Raw genomic sequence first — 18,672 nt, 5'->3', positions numbered from 1 at the left:
CAGGCAATTAGGTAATCACTAAATCTGAGTGATTTTAAGTCTGCTACTATGGAATAGCATTTCTATATCTATACAACAAAAAATCTAGCCAAAGAATGGACAATTACTTATGGAATTTTCTTTTAATGCCTTCTATACGTTGATTGCAGCGGTCATCGTATTGTTATTGGGTCGTTTCCTGGTCAATAAGATTGATTTTCTCCGTAAATATAATATTCCAGAACCTGTTGCTGGGGGACTTGTTGCCGCAATTTTGTCTTTACTCATCCATAATTTCTGGGGCTATAGCATTACCACGAGTAGTGAATTGCAAACCAGTTTCATGTTGGTATTTTTCGCTTCGATTGGTTTAAGTGCAAATTTTGCAAAATTAAAAGAAGGCGGTTTTGGTTTAGTCGTTTTTTTAATCTGTGTTGCCTCATTTATTGTCGTACAAGACTTTGTTGGGATTGGGTTGGCAACGGCCATGGGTCTAGATCCGCTGATTGGTTTGATTGCGGGTTCAATTACCCTTACAGGTGGACATGGTACAGCAGGTGCTTGGGGTGAGATTTTAGAAACCCAGCATGGTATCCAAGGTGCATTGGCTTTGGGTATGGCAAGCGCAACCTTTGGTTTAATTATTGGTGGAATCATCGGTGGTCCATTAGCCAAGTTACTGATTAACCGTTATCAGTTATCTAATCCAAAAACACAAAAAGAAGTGGATGAGACCAATCAGCAAGCTGTTTCTGATCTTGGTGAATATGTTCCCTTTGAATATCCACATCAAGTCCGTTTGATTACTGCAGATAATGCGATTACAACATTGGGACTTTTTGCAGCATGTCTGGCTTTTGCTGAATTCATGACAGGTTACAGTAAAGGACAATGGTTTGAGCTGCCAACATTTGTTTGGGCACTCGCTGGCGGTGTTATTCTTCGAAATGTACTCGAAGGCATTTTAAGAGTTAAAATGTTCGATCGTGCGATCGATGTGTTTGGTAACGCAGCATTGTCACTTTATCTAGCGATGGCTTTACTTTCATTAAAACTTTGGCAATTAGCAGATTTAGCCGGGCCATTGGTGATTATTCTGAGTGCGCAAACATTAACGATGGCTTTATATGCTGCTTTCGTGACATTCCGTGTAATGGGGAAAAATTATGATGCAGCGGTATTGGCCGCAGGGCATTGTGGTTTTGGTATGGGTGCAACACCGACAGCTGTTGCAAATATGCAGGCCATTACCAATATGTACGGTCCTTCACATAAAGCATTTTTGATTGTTCCGCTTTGTGGTGCTTTTTTTGTCGACTTAATTAATGCCACAGTGATTCAGTTAATTCTAAAATTTATCGCTTAAATTTTAGATTTAAAAAGCCAGTGATATCACTGGCTTTTTAAATGAAATTCAGCAAGGCATAATGAATAAATAAAAGACTAGGAATACTGATAAAAATTGAAATTTTAAGTTTTAGACTTAACAGCATTAAACAGGCTGTGAGAATATCTAATGGATTGCCCATGGTTTTTTGTAGCATGGGGACAATCACAGACAGGATAAATCCAACAACTGCGGCATTGATGAGCATTACAGAATTTTCAATATAACGATTCTCAAGTTGTTTAGACCAGTAAGGCAAAGCTAAAAAAACAAAGAAAAAAGACGGTAGAAAGATCAACAGTGTTGTTATGGCAGCATTAACAATGGGAAAAGCTGTAAGGGGCAAATATGCACCAAGATAACTGGCAAAGCTAAACAGTGGCCCTGGCATAAATTGCGCAAGTGCGTAACCTAATTCAAAGTTTTGTTTGCTGATTAGACCTGTATCGACAAAATCTTGATGAAGCATGGGAAGAACTATATGGCCACCACCAAAGACCAGAGCGCCTGTTTTATAAAAACTAAAACTGGCTTGAAATAGTAGCTTGTTGGAAAAAAGCATGGCTAAGCACAAGGCTAAAAAAATTGAAATAAAGCCAATCAACCAGATTGAATGATGACGATGAGCGATTGGCAAGACCTTAAAATTTATATGCTGCTTTGCCATAGCAAGATTATTTGAATCATTTTGAATATATGCAAATCGCGTCATTAAAATGGCTAAACAACCAGTACCAAGGATAATTGTAAGTTGTATCCATGCATTGGAAAATAGGAGCAGTAGCACAGTACTGACAAGCATTAAGGCAACTTGTAATTTGGTTCTACAATAGCTTTTAAACATCTGAAAAAAAGCAAAGACGATAATTGCCAAGATGATCGAATGGATTGTTGAAAATAAGGTTACATTAAAAATTGGATGATGTTGAATGAATTGTGCTAAGCCAAACATTAGCAATGCTGAAGGGAGGGTAAACCCAATCCATGCAGCAACTGCGCCTAAATATCGATGTTGCAAATAGCCGATAGCCATACCCATTTGACTGCTACTTGGGCCTGGGAGTAGTTGGGTAAGTGCAAGCAGTTGAGCATATTGCTGCTCATTTAGCCAATGCTTTTTCTCTACAAAAGTCTGTTTAAAAAACACTAAATGTGCGGCTGGACCGCCAAAGCTACTACAGCCTAATTTTAAAAAAATCCAAAAAATTTCAAAAAGTGTGGGCATATTTTTAGGATTATTTTAGACATTGATTTTTATAATCTAATCGAAAATCATGACAGAATAAATAAATACAACAGCAAATCATTGCAAATTATGCTTAGATACATGCGAATTTAGATTGTGCCATGATCTGAGAGTATATGTCATTGTTAAAGAAAACCTTAGCTTCTTTGTTTTGTGGTTTGTTACTAACTGCATGTGCACACACACCCGAAAAAAAATCGCAAGCCAGTAGATTAGCACCACAGCAAGTTTTAGAAGCCTCTTCGCGATTGGACAATACTTTTTATCAGTACAAACAGTTATCAAAGAAAAAACCTGTGATTGCTTTGGTTTTAGGCAGTGGGGGCGCGCGTGGTTACGCCCACATTGGTGTAATCGAAGTGCTGGAACAACATGGTATTAAACCTGATTTTATTGTTGGAACAAGTGCGGGAAGTATTGTTGGTTCAATTTATGCCAGTGGAAAATCGCCTGAACAATTACGCCAAATTGCACTCAATATGAAAGTGGGCGATGTGCGCGATTTCAAAATTGGGATGAAAGGTTTTTTTGATGGGCAAAAAGTTGAAGATTATGTCAATAAGCAAATCGATCAAATGCCTTTGGAAAAAATGAAGATCCCGATGTATGTGGTTGCTACAGAATTACAAAATGGTGAAAAAACAATTTTTAATTATGGCAATACTGGGCAGGCTGTGAGAGCTTCTGTATCTATTCCAAGTATGTTTATTCCCACCAAAATTAAAGGTAAGGAATATGTCGATGGTGGTTTAGTTAGCCCAGTACCTGTGAATATCGCCAAAGAATTAGGTGCGGATATCGTGATTGCGGTGGATATATTGGCGCAACCAGTTAACACGGAAACCACGAATGTCTGGGGACTGTTTAATCAAAATATCAATATCATGCAAAATCGATTAGCAGCAGAAGAATTAAAAAATGCAGATATTGTGATTCAGCCAGATTTGCGCGAAAAAGCGCATATTTTTGATGTAAAAGGTCGTCAGGATACCATGCAAGCTGGAATCGATGCTGCCAATCAACGTATGCATGATCTAGATGTGGTTATTGCCAGTAAGAAAAGTCTTGAAACTGCTCAGCAGCAATATCAAGTTCAAAACTAAGATCAATCGTAATAGATCCATTTAAAAATATTATACTTTTATCACTGTATGATTATTTGAATAAGGATGATGTGCTATTTCAGTAATCACTTTATTGAAATCTATGATGATTAAATTTGTTAAGTCTAAAAAGTGAAAATTGTGATACAGCCTAATATAATTTTAGAAACCATTCCTGTAAACGCTGAACATTGTTATCAAATTTAATGCCAATTATCGGATCAACAGCGGCTTAAATATGGCAAGATTGCAGCGGAAATATTGTAAAAAATAGAAAATGTTTGATAAACCAATAAGATATACCTCAAATAAATGACTAGGTTTATAATCATAAATTGAGAGAATGGTCAATTGCCGAATTAAACATGTTTTTTAGCTGAAAAGATATATAATAATAGGCTTAAATCTCCTGCCAAAATAGAGTCTAGAATACGATGTCTCCATTAGATCAAATGATCCCAGCTACAGATGACCAGTCAGAATTAACCATGTCCGTTTTGATGACCCCAGATATGGCAAACTTTTCAGGTAATGTACACGGTGGAACCATCCTTAAGCTACTTGATCAAGTTGCTTATGCATGTGCAAGTCGTTATTCAGGAAGTTATGTTGTGACACTTTCAGTCGATAAAGTGAATTTCAAAGAGCCAATTCATGTGGGTGAAATGGTCAGCTTCCTTGCCAGTGTCAACCATGTTGGTCGTACCTCCATGGAAATCGGGATTCGTGTTGAAGCACAAAATATTCAAAAACGTACAGTACGTCATACCAACAGTTGCTATTTCACCATGGTGGCTGTAGATGAAAATGGTAAACCACAACAAATTCCAGCTTTAAATCTGGATAATGATTGGAAACGCTGTCGTTTTGAAGCGGCTGAACAACGTAAAGTGGCGCGTTTACAAGAAAATCATCATCCTTCTTGCAGTATCTATAAAAAAGCTTCAAATGGTTAATTGATTAAGTTTCCCCCTCATTGCCAATGAGGGGGGCTTTAGAGAGTCTCAAAATTTAAATGAAATGTGGTTAGCGTGATACGCTATATTTGCCAACACTAAGCTATTGACGCTTAAACATAGATTCAAAAGATAAAAATTTGATAAAGACAGAGCAGTACTTTTAATTGACTTTGTTAAGAACACGTCCATCTACAGTCATGCTCCATGTCCCATTGGCAGTTTGTTGCGGTGCTTGAGAAACTTTAAACTCAGTTGAAAGTGGTCCAATGCCAGCACTAAAGTTATTGCCTTCAAATTTAGAAATTGGGGCAGATACAGATGAACTTGAATTAGGTTGTTTATTGCTATATTCAACACGGCCTTCAGGTGTAATCATCAAATTTACACTGCCATCCTCACTTTGCCACGTGCCTGAGTAGTTTTGCTTATCTGTCGGTAACGGTTTGCTACATGCAACAAGTAGGGTGCTGATGACGCCTAAACCGATCAGTTTTTTTAACATTTTAGATTCCTCGTTAGTCTTGATATGTCAGGTTTTAGTTATAAATTTATCAATTTTACAAACTTATTTAAGTGCAAAATAGTATAGCTGAATTATTCAATAATTCGAATTAGAAAAGCACTCAGAGGGCCATAATTGGCGTATGTACGAGTTATCTTAAAGATTAAAGATCAGAAAAATGATGTTATTGGATGAATTTAATTTTTTTAAAAGTGCAATTTATATAAAAAATATTCTAAATTATTGGTTTGAATCAATCGCTATATTGAGAATAAATTGATTTTTTTTAAATAAATTGCAGTTAATTTTTCTGTAGCTTAGAGCCTTTATGAAAGGATGGAATTTTTTTTCATAAGATATTGATAATTATTTAATTTATTTTTTTAGAAAAGAAGCATCATTGCTTTTGCATATAAATTAATCATTCTTACCGATATTTTGATTATACTCAAAGCACGATAAAAATGGATTTAAAACAATGAAACTTTATACCAATGCACATTCTCGTGGAAATACCATTTTGCCTTTATTAAAAGAATTAGATATCGAAGATCAAGTCGAAATTATTCAAGTGGATTATAAAGACTTAAATCAGCCTGAATATTTGGCATTGAATCCGATGGCTAAGATTCCTTTTTTAGTGGATCAAGGTTCTGTCATTTCTGAGACGCCTGCAATCTTTGCGTATTTAGCAGACAAATATATTGAGAAAGGTTTAGCACCCGCATTGAGTGATCCCAAACGTGGAGAATATTTAAAGTGGTTATTCTTTTGCCACGGACCTTTGACTGAATTCATGGATATTAAAAGTTTAGGTATTTCAACAGAACAAATTCAGGAACGAAGAAGAAGTCTAGGCTTTGGTACAGAAGAAACAATTTATAACTTTATTAAAATTGGGCTGAAGCAAGCAAATCCTTATTTGCTGGGGCATCAAATCTCTGCGGCAGATTTGTTTTTAGCATACTGGCTGATCTTCGCCATCTCTTTTAAAATTGTGCCATATCTAGACGAATTTAAGCCGTTTATTCTGTTGATTCAACAGCGCGATGCCGTAAAAGATGTAGCTTGGATTCAGGCAGTTTAGCGGAGTTTGTTCAAGGATGAATATGGTTTAAAAAATGGATTTTAAATTTATCTGGATGATTCAGAATAGTGACAATTTAAATATTATCGGTTGTTTTACAGATAAAGTAGCTGCTGAAAAATATATTTTTGATCATCAGCTTAAGTGTATTTTGACGCAATATCCGCTTGATATTTCTGTGTATGATTGGGTTATTGAAAATGGTTTTTGGAAACCGAAAAGTGATCTACAAAAAACTGGTAAATTTATTGGTCGTTTTTCGAGCGCTTATTTAGAGCATGAACATTTTAATCAGTATGATGAATAAGCTAAAAATTGCTGAATATTTTTTATTGAGATATACAACTCACAAGCTATTTTAAAAAATTTTAATGGTTCTAGAAAAAATAAAAAGACTAAATCGCAGCATGATCTAGTCTTTTTATTCAGATCGTCTTTTCAGACAACCCAATTGCTAACTCGGGAGGAGTGTTAAATCTTATTGACCTGCTTGAGGAGCAGAAGTCGCTGGAGCTTCAGCAGCGCTTTCAGTCGCAGGTTGAGCTGTAGGTTGACCAGCAGCTTGAGTATCTTCAGCTGCAGCTGGTTGTTCTTGAGTTGATACAACAACTTGTTCAGCTTCAGTTGCAGCTGTATCAGTAGCAGCAAAAGTTGAGAAAGCAGTGAAAGCAAGTGTAGTAGCTAAAAGTGTTTTAACGAGTTTCATTTTGGCATCCTTAATTCATTGAATTGATCGTATAACGACCTGTGAGAGCGTCAGTTGTTAAATGCGTTGCTGATCACAGGGAGTAGTGTCATGCTAAGTGCAGATGAAAAAATGGGCAACCTAAGCAACAAAGCGTAACAGACAGGTTTACATGTTTAAAACAAATCATTGTATTATGTTGTTTTTTTGTGACTCATTGACTTTTACCAATAGGTAAAAATGTATGTAAATATGAAAAGTTGATTAAAAAATACACGATGCTGTTACTTACAATTAACATTCACGATGCAATCTTTATGAATGGTATATTGGAGTTTTGGATTATTTTTGTAATTTTAATTTAAAAAATAGATTTAAAACCTGAAATTAGTGGCACATTTTCAGTAATAATAAGAAGCGTCGCGATAACTATCAATTTCTTTTATTTAATATGCTGAGTCGATCCTTTGAAGATTTTAAGCCAAAAAACAGTTAAAACTCATATTATTTCTGGATTTTTAGGGGCTGGAAAGACCACCTTATTACAGCATTTGCTTCAACAGAAGCCAGAAAATGAAACTTGGGCGGTGCTGATGAATGAGTTTGGACAAATTGGTGTAGATCAACAATTATTACCACAAGACTCAGGCTATGAAGTAAAAGAGTTACTCGGTGGTTGTTTATGTTGTGCAGGACAATTGCCTATGCAAATTGCCTTGTCTCGATTGATTTATGATAAACAACCCGATCGACTATTTATAGAACCCACAGGCTTAGGTCATCCCGCTCAACTTTTGGCACAATTGACTGAACCGCAATGGCAAGCGCAAATTGATATGCGTGCATTGGTGACAGTAATCGATGGGAGTCGCTTACATGATTCTGAATGGGTGAATCAAGAGCTTTATCAAGATCAATTAAAAGCTGCACAAATTGTTGTGGTTTCACATGCAGATAGTATGTCTGCGTCTGATCATGAGGTATTAAACCAGTTTAAAAATGATTATTTTGCCTATATTCAAACTTGGGTATTGGCAGAGCAGGGCAATCTTGATATTCAACAGCTGGATGTAACACATCAAGGGATTGAGAGAAAAGTTGTACCGTTGATCCAAGTGCAAAAGCAATTTAACCCCGATGAAGTACTGCCTGTGGTTAAACAATTGCCTTATCACTATGTTGAAACGTCTAATGGATATACTGTTGCAGGTTGGAAGTTTTCAAAGCGTTGGCAATTCGATTTTTATGACTTGTTAGATGTCTTGTGTGAGCAAAAAGACTGGTTGCGGATCAAAGGGATATTCAATACCAATCAAGGTTGGATGACATTTAATTTTAATCCAGAAAATTTGAATTATAAATCGGGTGAAGAAAGCTTGGATAATCGGATTGAACTCATTAGCCAGCACAATCGTGATTGGGAAAGTTTAGAAACAGCTTTGTTGAATTGTCGAATTGATCAGGCGGAAAAAACGCAGTAATCCTTTTGAAAATCTTATAGACTGTGCGCCATATTTAAGAACTTTTTGGAACTTTCATGGCATTAAAAGCAACAATTTATAAGGCTGATCTCAATATTGCCAATATGGATGTGCATCAATATGGTGATTATCAATTCACGATGGCATTACATCCATCTGAAACGATTGAACGCTTAATGGTGCGTGTATTGGCATATGCTCGTTTTGCAGATGAACGTTTGGAATTTACCAAAGATTTATTTGAAACTGATGAACCTGCTTTATGGGAAAAGGATTTAACCGGACAGTTGATTAAATGGATTGAAGTTGGTTTGCCTGACGAAGACAAAGTTAAAAAAGCGGCAGCGCGTTGTAAAGAAGTGGCTGTCATCGCCTATGGTTCAGCCGTTGCAGAATGGTATAAAAGAAGTTCTAAACTCAAAACATTATCAAATGTTCAGGTATGGCAGTTGTCTGAGGCGACGACAACTGCAATTCAAGCTTTATGTCAACGCACAATGCAATTGCAATTAAATGTTATGGATGGTGAGTGGACTTTAATTGGTGATGATGCTCAAGCTGTGATTGAATGGACACAGTTACAATAAGCATTGTTGTCCAATAAAAATTGACAAGAAAAGCAAGCGAATCGCTTGCTTTTTTTTGCTCAAATTTCGTATACCTAGAGTGATAAAAATAGTTATGTAGCAAATCAATGAATAATGACATCTACCACTTACTGATGGCTTTGGCGATTGGTGCGATTATTGGTGCAGAACGTGAGTATCGCAGTAAGTCAGCAGGGTTACGCACCATGATTATGGTGAGTTTAGCATCCTGCTTATTCACCATACTTTCGATCAAAATTGGGGTACAAAATCCTGATCGTTTGGCAGCAAATATTCTGACGGGTTTGGGGTTTTTAGGTGCTGGGGTTATTTTTAAAGATGACAACCGAATTTCAGGGATTACCACTGCAACAACGATTTGGATGGTGGCTGCATTAGGTATGGCCGCTGGTGCTGGTTATGAATATTTAGCATTTGTTGGAACGATACTGGTACTGGTTGTATTAGTATTTCTCGTCTATTTTCAAGAAAAAATTGAAGCGATTCATCAAGCTCGTAATTACAGGATTTTATGTGATTATCAGCAAGAGACCTTAGATAAATACGAAGAATTGTTTAAGCAATACAATATGAAAATTTTACGTGGCGTACAAAATAAAACTGAAAAACAGATTGTTGGGCGCTGGGTTTTAATTGGGTCTGCACAAAATCATAAAAAACTCATCAATTATTTGCTTTTAGATCAAGAGATTAAAGAGTTAAGTTTTTAAAATAAAAAACGCTTTTTAAATGTAGATGAATTAATCAATTTTGTACAACAAGCGGAACTTTGGAAAACGCAATTGTTGAAATACACGTATAATTACGCCCAATAGGTTGAGCAAGATTATCAACGTTTTTGTAAAAGTTATGCTGAATATTGTACTGAACAAAAGACAGTGATGTGTAAAGCTTTGCACAAACCCGAATGATGAATAGGAATAATGTATGTCAAATGAATTAGAAATTATCGATTTAAAAGTTGGTGAGGGTAAAGAAGCGGTAAAAGGTGCTTTGATTACAACTCATTATACTGGCTGGCTGGAAGATGGAACTAAGTTTGATTCGTCAATTGATCGTGGCAATTACTTTGAAACAGTGATTGGAACAGGCCGTGTAATTAAAGGTTGGGATCAAGGCATTATGGGGATGAAAGTGGGGGGTAAACGTAAATTGATCGTTCCTGCACACTTGGCTTATGGTGAGCGTAAAATGGGCAAAATCATTCCAGCAAATTCTAATCTGATTTTTGAAATTGAACTTTTTGATGTCAAAACACGTGATTAAATTCACTAAATGTTTGGGCTAATTTAGCCATCAGCATTGAATGCAAAAATAGAGGTCAATTGATCTCTATTTTTTTATGCTTGATGAATCATCTATCGACTACACTATGTTGCGCTAAAAATGTTGAGTAAGTCTTCTTCATTTCTGCATATTTCAATGCGATAAAAATATAATCCAAATCTTAATTTAAATGGCTATTTTTGAGCTAATAGTGTGATTTTAAACACAATAGATTTAATTTTTTGTTTATTATTTGCTCGATACTTAACAATCATCTACAATACTTTTGTCTTAAAAGTGTTTAAATGTCACAAATAAATAATTCTGCTCAGAGTTATTTTTAAGGTTCGTTTCAGTTTTATTCTTTTAAATCATCGTTGTAAAACCTCTGGCTCAATTCGTCTTGAAAAAGGATTTTAGTATTTCAATATTGATGTACTACGGACGAATTCAGATTTAAAACAATGATGATCGAGTATTTAAATATATGCTAAGCCGTTACTTTTCTCCTTCAGCGATGATATGCGTAACACTATTGTTTTCTTCCTTTTATAATAGTGCAATGGCAGAAGTAGACCAAGTTGCTACTGAAACTCCAATAGAGCACGAATTACCTAAAATTGATTTAAATACGCTGACAATTATTGGTTATCATGAAATTACGCCTAATCATGATGCAGTGATTCCAGATTATGCCGTGACCACGAAACAGTTTGAGCTGCATTTAGATTGGCTACAAAAAAACGGCTATAATTTTGTCAATGTAGATCAAATTATTAAAGCCAATGAAGGCAAATATAAACTGCCTACTAAACCGGTATTGTTGACCGTTGATGACGGCTATCAATCTTTTTATCAATATGCATATCCGGTCATTAAACAACGTAAAATTCCTGTTGTACTCGCTGTCGTTGGCTCGTGGTTAGAACCTAAAGCCAATGAAATGGTTCAATTTGGGGATGAAAAATTAGCACGTAAAAAACTTTTGACTTGGGATGAACTTAAAACCATGCAAAAGAGTGGCTATGTTGAAATTGGTAGCCACAGTTATAATTTACATCGTGGTATTTTAGGCAATCCTCAGGGAAACTCTGAGCCAGCTGCTGTCACACGCCAATACGATCCAAAAAGTAAAACCTATGAATCTGACAAAGCCTATGCAGATCGTATTTTTAGTGATTTGAAAAAGAATAATAAAGTATTGCAATCACATGGTTTAAAAGCACCACGTGTGATGGTGTGGCCATATGGTCGTTATAATATGGAAGCGGTTGCTTTGGCTAAAAAAGTGGGTATGCCTATTACGATTAGCTTAGATGATGGTCCAGACCATATTGAAAAATCTTTAGGTCATTTGAACCGTATTCTTGTTGAAGGGAATATGACTACGGATTCTTTGGCACAAGAAATCCAAAGTCGTCAGATGAATTTTACTGACAATAACCGCCCACAAAAAGTTATGCATGTGGATTTAGATTATATTTATGATCCAGATGAAGCGCAGCAAGAGAAAAATTTAGGTCACCTATTAGACCGTATTCGTGAAATGAATGTAACCACGGTATTTCTACAGGCATTTGCTGATCCTGATGCCAATGGTTCTGCTGATATGGTGTATTTCCCAAATCGTACTCTTCCAATGCGTGCAGATTTATTCAATCGTGTTGCATGGCAGATTCAAACGCGTACTCAGGTCAGTCGTTTATATGCCTGGATGCCGTTATTGGCTTGGGACTTACCCGCTTCAAATCCTGCATCTAAAGATGTGGTGGTGACTCAGCAAGCCAAAGACAGTGATCATTTAAATATGGGATATCATCGTTTAAGCCCATATTCACCAGAAGCACGTAAAGTAATTGAAGGCTTATATCAAGATTTAGCGAAATCCACGACATTTGATGGCATCTTGTTCCATGATGATGCAACACTTTCAGATTATGAAGATGCCAGTCCAGAAGCCATCAACGCTTATCAAAAAATTGGTTTACCAGCCGATTTAGAAGAAATTCGTAATGATGATGCAAAATTGCAAAAATGGACAGATTTTAAAACCAAGACCATTGATAACTTTGCAATGGATTTGGCGCAAAAGGCACGTTATTACCAACCGTTCTTACTGACTGCACGTAACTTATATGCTCAAGTTGCACTTTCAGCATACTCGGAAAACTGGTATGCCCAGTCTTTAGAACAATCGATTAAAAATTATGACTTTACTGCAATTATGGCAATGCCTTATATGGAACAGGCGCCAGATGCAACTAAGTTTTATAAAGATTTAGTGCAAAACGTGAAGAAACAACCGAATGGGATTAAAAAGACCATTTTTGAATTACAAGCAGTGAACTGGCGTAATAATCAAAAGATTCCAACCTCGGAAATTGCTCAAACGATTCAGTCTTTGTATCAACAAGGTGTGATGCATGTGGGGTATTACCCAGATGATCCAATTGAAGATCATCCAAATACTGCAGAAATGCGTAAAGTATTTGATTCTAAACCACAACGATTGGTTCCTTAAGGTCTGATATGAGTGCATTTCAACACCTGTGGCAATCCGTATTAAACTTTATCTTCTATTATCCATTATTTATGTCGTATCTATGGATGATAGGCGCTTTAATTTTCTATTGGAAAGAACGTAAAGAGCCGCCATATACTCAACCCCCAACATTGGAAGAATATCCTTTAGTTGCTGTGCTTGTGCCATGTTTCAATGAGCAAGATAATGCGGATGAGACCATTAGTCATGCATTAAAGTTGAATTATCCAAACTTTGAAGTCATTGCAATTAATGATGGGAGTTCTGACAATACAGCAGAAATCTTAAATGCGTTGGCATTGAAGTATGACAAGCTTCGCGTCGTACATTTGGCTGAAAACCAAGGTAAAGCCATGGCATTACAAGCGGGTAGTTTGCTTACCGATGCTGAGTTTTTAATTGGTATTGACGGTGATGCGTTACTTGATCCATATGCTGCACAGTGGATGATTCGTCATTTTCTCAATAATCCTACAGTTGCGGCTGTGACAGGTAATCCACGTATTCGTACTCGTTCGACTTTACTGGGACGGATTCAAGTTGGTGAATTTTCTTCAATTGTCGGTATGATTAAACGTGCACAACGTACTTTTGGTCGTTTATTTACAGTTTCTGGTGTGATTACTGCTTTTCGTAAAAGTGCTGTACATGAGGTGGGCTATTGGTCACCAAACATGTTAACTGAAGATATTGATATTACTTGGAAATTGCATCGTGCGGGTTGGGATGTAAAGTTTGAACCGAATGCCTTGGTTTGGATTTTAATGCCAGAAACCTTTGATGGTCTATGGAAACAACGCTTACGTTGGGCCATGGGTGGCGCGCAAGTTTTAATTAAGAATTTTGATGTATTATTTAAACCGAAACTGAATTTTCTATGGCCCTTGATTATTGAGTTGATCCTCACCTTAGTCTGGTCATATTTAATGCTGATTATGGTGATTTTCTGGATCTTGCACTTGCTGCTACCGTATGCAGGCTTCCCAGCAATGAGCTCCCCATTATTACCGATGGGAACAGGTATTTTACTCGGTACAACTTGTTTACTGCAGTTCGCAATCAGTAAGTGGATGGATAGTCGTTACGAATCGAGTTTAGTGAAAAACTACTATTGGATGATTTGGTATCCCTTTGTATTTTGGTTGATTACAGTAACGGCAAGTATTGTTGCATTCCCAAAAGTTCTTTTACGTGGAGAAAGTAAAAGGGCACGGTGGGTCAGCCCCGATCGTGGTATGCGACATGATGACTAACATTTTAGTCAGAATAAGTTTTGAGATATGAATATGAAAACAAACTCTTTGATTATTGATGTACGTAAGCAGTTACCGTGGCATCGTCGTTATTTCTCCACGACAATGACGGCAATGCTGTGGGCATTTTGGTTGTTGCTTTGGAGACCTATTGTCATCTTGGTGGGATATCTTTCACTTGAGAAACCACAACTGGTACATTACTTCTTTAATGCTTTTGCAAAAGCCCTAGAAAGCGGGTTGTTTGCGTTGATTGCTTGTGCGATTTCTTTGTGGTTATGGAGTAACTTTGTTCCAGCGAAGACCAAAAAGGAAGCAGAAGCTAAATCTACACAAGAATATGCTGACCATTTCAATTTAAATGTAGATGATCTTCTACATTCTCGTCAGCAAAAAATCGCTACAGTTCATCATGATGCTGATGGTCGCATCACATATATTGACTAATGGCTTAGTCAGCAAAAGTCCCACAGGTTGGGGCTTTTGTTTTCACAGGGAAACATAGATGTCCGCAAAAATAAACTCGGCAGAAAGTATTCGAGGTTTAGCTTGTTTAGCTGTCGTATTTTCTCATCTTGCAATGAGTTTTTTTCCATTTTTACATCATTTTGATCCCCATGAGAAAACAGATTTGGCTTGGGTGTATGCTATACATCATTTGCCTTTTGGTTTTCTCTACTCAGGTGATGCTGCTGTTTTTGTATTTTTTGTTTTAAGTGGCTTTGTGCTCAGTTATGCGATCTTAAAAAGTCCTCAACAATTTCATGCAAAGATTAAAAATATGATGATTAAACGCTATCCGCGTTTAATGATTCCAGCACTGACTTCATGCATTATTATTTGGCTGGTCTTTAAAGTCATCCATATTGATAGTAGTCATGTTGGTGCTTGGTTACATGCATTTGCGATACAAGATTTTAGTTTTAAACATGCATTATATGAAGGAACTATTGGTGCATTTTTATTCTCAGAAAGTGATATAAACTGGGTGTTATGGACGATGACGATTGAGCTTATGGGTTCATTTGCATTATTTTTTCTACTCTATTTGTATCATTATAAACATATTGCTTTTTGGGTAGGCTCACTTTTAATTCCTTGTCTTGCATTTCTTTGGCGAGGGCAAGGCTTTAGCTTTGGGATTTCCAGTTTTATTATTGGTATCTATATTTATCTGTATGCCAAACCACTTTCAAATGCTTTAGCCATTCCTATGTTATTGATTGGCCTATATTTAGCGGGTGCACATAATACTAGTGCAGCCTATAGCTGGGTTCATCATATTTTAGGGGAGAATACTTATGATTATAGTAATTTCATCGCTGGGATTTTAATTGTTTATAGTGTTTTGATGAGCCCATTACTTTCTAAAGGCTTAGATCACCCCGTTTTAGTCTGGTTAGGAAAGTTATCTTTTTCCATTTATCTATTACATCTAATGATGCTGTATTTAATCTGTATTCCGTTGTTTAACTTATTTTTAAGTTGGCATTGGAGTTATTCTCTCGCGGTAATCTGCTCAGGGCTAACTGCGATTTTTGTCACCCTGATTGCTGCGAATTTTTATAGTGATTATGTTGATCAGTTGGCTATTAAGGTCAGTAATAAAATTGCCGACAAGGTTTTAAATTAGTCCTTCAAAACACACATACAATTTGCAAATATTGTTTACAATTTAAGATGTATTGAGTTGTTTTTTAGACATTAAAAAATTGATAAATATCCTGATTTAATCAAGTATGGGCGACTCATTTTTAGCATGGATCGCTTATATGCATCTGTTCAAATCGATTGCTATTTCATTGATCGCAATGAGCTTTCAATTTACTCAAGCAGCACCGTTAAATGCTCAGCAAGCATTGACCGATGCACCGCCGATGAGTTTGTTTGAATCGTGGAATACGCCCATCGAGCCCTTTAAAATTTTTAATCATGTTTATTATGTCGGTACTGAAAATTTATCTTCGGTACTGTTTGATACAGGTGATGGTTTGGTTTTAATTGATAGTGGGATTGATCAATCGGCAGCGCAGATTAAGGCCAATATTGAAAAATTGGGTTTTAAAATCACAGATGTAAAATATCTACTTAATAGTCATGCGCGTCTAGATCAAGCTGGTGGTTTTGCCAAATTAAAACAATGGAGTGGTGCTCAATTGGTCGCAAGTGCTGCCAATGCCGAAATGCTAGAAAATGGCGGCGTGACTGATTTTGCTTTAGGTAAGCAATTGCCTTTTCCATCTGTAGCTGTAGATATCATTATCAAAGATGGGCAACAATTAAAGCTCGGTCGTCAAATCTTTACAGCACATGCGACGCCAGGCCATTTGCCAGGTGCAACCTCTTGGACGACAGATATCCGTTATCACTTTAAAAACTATAAAGTCATCTATGCTGACAGTTTATTTACGGGCGGTTATTATTTGTTAAACAATAACAATTATCCAAATCTAGTTTCAGACATACGACACACATTTAAAACTTTGGATGCAATCCATGCAGATATTTTCCTTGCCAATAAAGCGGATCGCTTCCATATGAAGCAGAAATTAGCTAAATTGAATGCGGGGGATAAAAAAGCATTTATTGATCAGACGGGTTTACAAAATTATGTAGCGAAGGGGAGAGTTGAATTTGAACAACAATTACAGCAGCAACAACGTTTAGCGCAGTTTAAAACATTACAATAATTAATTTAAAATAAAACATGCTATATGTGTTATATAGCATGTTTTATTTTAAATATTGCTATAATTCAGATAAAACTGATCATTTGTTTTTAAATGATATACAACAGATAACGGCTTATCCTAAAATTTAGAAAATTGAAATGAAAATACAATATATCAAACAGTTATTATTCATTTGTAGTGTCGTGATCACGTCATCTATATATGCACAAGAATTTCAACAATTGAACATTCAAATGCAGCTTTCAAAACAATGTTATCAAGATGATGAAGACATATTTTTACCTCAAACTTATCAATTACGCTCAACAAAAGTCGTATTAAAAACCTATTCCTGTATCCGTAAAAAGCAAGATCGAGAGCAATATTTTTCAGCGTATGGGATACAGTTGGGTGCTAAAAAATCATTATATTTAGTCGATCAACTGGCGGATGCAAGTGGTTATGTTGGTGTTAAATCTGAGCAAGTGGATGCAGATACGATTGTGTTTGACAATATGTATGAACGTGGCGGTGATTTAGTGATTGTGTGGATGCCAGATCTACAAAATATCTATCATGTGAAAGTTCATTATATGGCCTCAGATGAAGGTGGGGTAAAGCTGTATAGTAAAAATGATCAGATTTTTATTCAAAAAATTGCTTTAAAAGTGCTTAAAGATGATCAACCGATATATAAAAATATAGGAAAACCCGTAATACTCAAAAAGGTGCCAGACAAAGGGATCGTATTTGCTTCAGGTGATCTAAAAGCATTACAAAATTAAAATAAGAGATCTGGTTTATCTGTATAAAGAAAACAATTGTTACGTTTAAGCTGGGTATCTCTAGTGAGATAGTTATACAATTTACTGGGTAAACTATTAAAAAAACAATCAAAATACTCAGCTTTAAACTTAGCTCATGAGTCTGAACTGGGGCGTATTATATGCTTGAGATTACGCTATGTTGAAATTTATCATTGTCCTATTATTTTTGATCACGCTATATGTGTTATGGCGGTGGGTTGCTAAACAAAAAATTAATGCAGCTTTTGAAGAACAACGACAAGCGTTATCTCAATTGGTTCAAAATCCTCAAGAAGAGCATGAACTGCCCGAAAAAACCAAGCTGATTAAACAGATGATTGCAGAAGAGCGACAAAAGGCGAGTTCAACAGTAGCAACAGCACCATTAAATTCTACAGTTCAAGTAGAGCAGCCGACCGTACTTGAGGAGCAACATCCCCCCGCCAAGCCGATCACTGATGAAGACCAACGGTTATTTGATGCAGCGGCGCAACTGTTTTTTGAACAAGCTTTACAGACCAAAGATTTTTCTCAAGCAGGGCATATTCAGCATGAAGTACTCAGTAAAATGCCGATGAATACACAAAGTCAGATCGGGTCTTTTGATTTTGGCGAATGGTCTATTTTTTGGAGCTATCATGAACAATCACTTGAATACTATGTCGGACGTTATGGGGTGTTCTATGCGCATGTTGATCATCAAGGCATAGAACATAAAGCCGAATTTAAAGATCGTTATTGATTTTCTATTAGACTGCTTAATTCTTTTAGTCGAAATGTTGTGGAATTGATTTCACAATCTAAATGTGCAAATCCTGATGCCAATCCCAAAGCACCATAAGTAAGACTTCCCATGAGTTCATTACATTGAGCATCACGATAATTGAGCCATGCTTTTTGTGATTTTTCTAGTAATAACTTGTTGTTATCATCGTATTGCAGATAAATGCGTTGATATAACTCAGGGTCTGTTGGCATTTCATAAACGGCTTGCGTTGTAGGTTAAAATTGAGCATGAGACGTATACGTCGTAAAGCATGAATGATAATAGCGAAACTATTTTCAAGTTTCATAACGTAGGCTGAGATAATTTTAG

At 36.3% G+C, this 18,672-nt stretch carries 19 protein-coding genes and 1 pseudogene; 16 read left to right on the top strand and 4 right to left on the bottom strand.

Translation table 11 applies throughout. The features are described 5' to 3' along the window. Positions 1-109 precede the first annotated feature (109 nt). Complete coding sequence (gene gltS / locus ASC84_RS10930; RefSeq protein ID WP_004819437.1) at positions 110-1,345, top strand: sodium/glutamate symporter; 1,236 nt, start codon at positions 110-112, stop codon at positions 1,343-1,345. 37 nt (positions 1,346-1,382) lie between these two features. Here gltS and chrA read toward each other — a convergent pair whose 3' ends face one another. Beyond that, complete coding sequence (chrA, locus tag ASC84_RS10925) at positions 1,383-2,591, bottom strand: chromate efflux transporter (protein WP_056514572.1); 1,209 nt, start codon at positions 2,589-2,591, stop codon at positions 1,383-1,385. Positions 2,592-2,899: 308 nt separating this feature from the next. On the opposite strand from chrA, the pseudogene ASC84_RS10920 reads away from it, so the two are divergent. Both ASC84_RS10920 and ASC84_RS10915 read left to right on the top strand, forming a co-directional pair. After that, positions 2,900-3,715: pseudogene (locus ASC84_RS10920) on the top strand (patatin-like phospholipase family protein); the annotation flags it as partial. 434 nt (positions 3,716-4,149) lie between these two features. Continuing rightward, positions 4,150-4,671, top strand: a complete 522-nt coding sequence (locus tag ASC84_RS10915; RefSeq protein ID WP_004722691.1) for an acyl-CoA thioesterase — start codon at positions 4,150-4,152, stop codon at positions 4,669-4,671. Between the two features lie 163 nt (positions 4,672-4,834). On the opposite strand, the gene ASC84_RS10910 is transcribed toward ASC84_RS10915, so the two are convergent. Next, positions 4,835-5,176, bottom strand: coding sequence for a hypothetical protein (locus ASC84_RS10910; protein WP_004819444.1), 342 nt, complete (start codon positions 5,174-5,176; stop codon positions 4,835-4,837). A gap of 478 nt (positions 5,177-5,654) precedes the next feature. On the opposite strand from ASC84_RS10910, the gene ASC84_RS10905 reads away from it, so the two are divergent. Together ASC84_RS10905 and ASC84_RS10900 are read left to right on the top strand one after the other, a co-directional pair. Then, entirely contained in the window at positions 5,655-6,263 is a 609-nt protein-coding gene (locus ASC84_RS10905) for a glutathione S-transferase family protein (protein ID WP_056514564.1), read from the top strand. Between the two features lie 34 nt (positions 6,264-6,297). Further along, complete coding sequence (locus tag ASC84_RS10900) at positions 6,298-6,570, top strand: hypothetical protein (RefSeq protein WP_056514561.1); 273 nt, start codon at positions 6,298-6,300, stop codon at positions 6,568-6,570. 171 nt (positions 6,571-6,741) lie between these two features. On the opposite strand, the gene ASC84_RS10895 is transcribed toward ASC84_RS10900, so the two are convergent. Further along, positions 6,742-6,969, bottom strand: coding sequence for a hypothetical protein (locus ASC84_RS10895; RefSeq protein ID WP_004722685.1), 228 nt, complete (start codon positions 6,967-6,969; stop codon positions 6,742-6,744). 446 nt (positions 6,970-7,415) lie between these two features. Here ASC84_RS10895 and ASC84_RS10890 point away from each other — a divergent pair, with 446 nt between their 5' ends. The 11 genes from ASC84_RS10890 (at position 7,416) to ASC84_RS10840 (ending at position 18,318) form a co-directional block, all read left to right on the top strand. Further along, entirely contained in the window at positions 7,416-8,429 is a 1,014-nt protein-coding gene (locus tag ASC84_RS10890; protein WP_056514558.1) for a GTP-binding protein, read from the top strand. Between the two features lie 56 nt (positions 8,430-8,485). Then, positions 8,486-9,016: a YaeQ family protein gene (locus tag ASC84_RS10885; RefSeq protein ID WP_004722682.1), complete on the top strand. Its 531-nt coding sequence runs from the start codon at positions 8,486-8,488 to the stop codon at positions 9,014-9,016. 107 nt (positions 9,017-9,123) lie between these two features. Continuing rightward, positions 9,124-9,747 carry an MgtC/SapB family protein gene (locus ASC84_RS10880; protein ID WP_004722679.1) on the top strand — a complete coding sequence of 208 codons (624 nt, stop codon included), beginning with the start codon at positions 9,124-9,126 and terminating at the stop codon, positions 9,745-9,747. Positions 9,748-9,964: 217 nt separating this feature from the next. Further along, the gene (locus ASC84_RS10875; protein WP_004722677.1) at positions 9,965-10,303 is read left to right on the top strand and encodes an FKBP-type peptidyl-prolyl cis-trans isomerase; all 339 of its coding nucleotides are present in this window, start codon (positions 9,965-9,967) and stop codon (positions 10,301-10,303) included. Between the two features lie 562 nt (positions 10,304-10,865). Continuing rightward, positions 10,866-12,824: a poly-beta-1,6-N-acetyl-D-glucosamine N-deacetylase PgaB gene (pgaB, locus tag ASC84_RS10870; RefSeq protein ID WP_227515133.1), complete on the top strand. Its 1,959-nt coding sequence runs from the start codon at positions 10,866-10,868 to the stop codon at positions 12,822-12,824. Positions 12,825-12,832: 8 nt separating this feature from the next. Beyond that, the gene (gene pgaC / locus ASC84_RS10865) at positions 12,833-14,098 is read left to right on the top strand and encodes a poly-beta-1,6-N-acetyl-D-glucosamine synthase (RefSeq protein ID WP_004722670.1); all 1,266 of its coding nucleotides are present in this window, start codon (positions 12,833-12,835) and stop codon (positions 14,096-14,098) included. Positions 14,099-14,131: 33 nt separating this feature from the next. Then, on the top strand, positions 14,132-14,545 hold the full coding sequence (pgaD, locus tag ASC84_RS10860) for a poly-beta-1,6-N-acetyl-D-glucosamine biosynthesis protein PgaD (protein ID WP_056514552.1): 414 nt from the start codon (positions 14,132-14,134) through the stop codon (positions 14,543-14,545). 58 nt (positions 14,546-14,603) lie between these two features. Further along, positions 14,604-15,731, top strand: a complete 1,128-nt coding sequence (locus tag ASC84_RS10855) for an acyltransferase (protein WP_056514549.1) — start codon at positions 14,604-14,606, stop codon at positions 15,729-15,731. A 139-nt stretch (positions 15,732-15,870) separates the two neighbouring features. Continuing rightward, positions 15,871-16,788 (top strand): HARLDQ motif MBL-fold protein, encoded by a 918-nt coding sequence (locus tag ASC84_RS10850; RefSeq protein WP_056514546.1) that lies wholly within the window; start codon positions 15,871-15,873, stop codon positions 16,786-16,788. A gap of 140 nt (positions 16,789-16,928) precedes the next feature. Further along, a complete protein-coding gene (locus tag ASC84_RS10845) occupies positions 16,929-17,555 on the top strand; it encodes a hypothetical protein (protein WP_056514544.1) in 627 nt (208 codons plus the stop codon). A gap of 178 nt (positions 17,556-17,733) precedes the next feature. Next, positions 17,734-18,318, top strand: a complete 585-nt coding sequence (locus tag ASC84_RS10840; protein WP_056514542.1) for a hypothetical protein — start codon at positions 17,734-17,736, stop codon at positions 18,316-18,318. On the opposite strand, the gene ASC84_RS10835 is transcribed toward ASC84_RS10840, so the two are convergent. Then, a complete protein-coding gene (locus tag ASC84_RS10835) occupies positions 18,312-18,554 on the bottom strand; it encodes a lysozyme inhibitor LprI family protein (protein WP_216076340.1) in 243 nt (80 codons plus the stop codon). The genes ASC84_RS10840 and ASC84_RS10835 overlap by 7 nt on opposite strands. Positions 18,555-18,672: the final 118 nt, after the last annotated feature.

This window comes from Acinetobacter sp. Root1280 (assembly GCF_001425285.1).
GTDB lineage: Bacteria > Pseudomonadota > Gammaproteobacteria > Pseudomonadales > Moraxellaceae > Acinetobacter > Acinetobacter guillouiae.
This window is presented reverse-complemented; position numbering and strand designations above follow the sequence as displayed.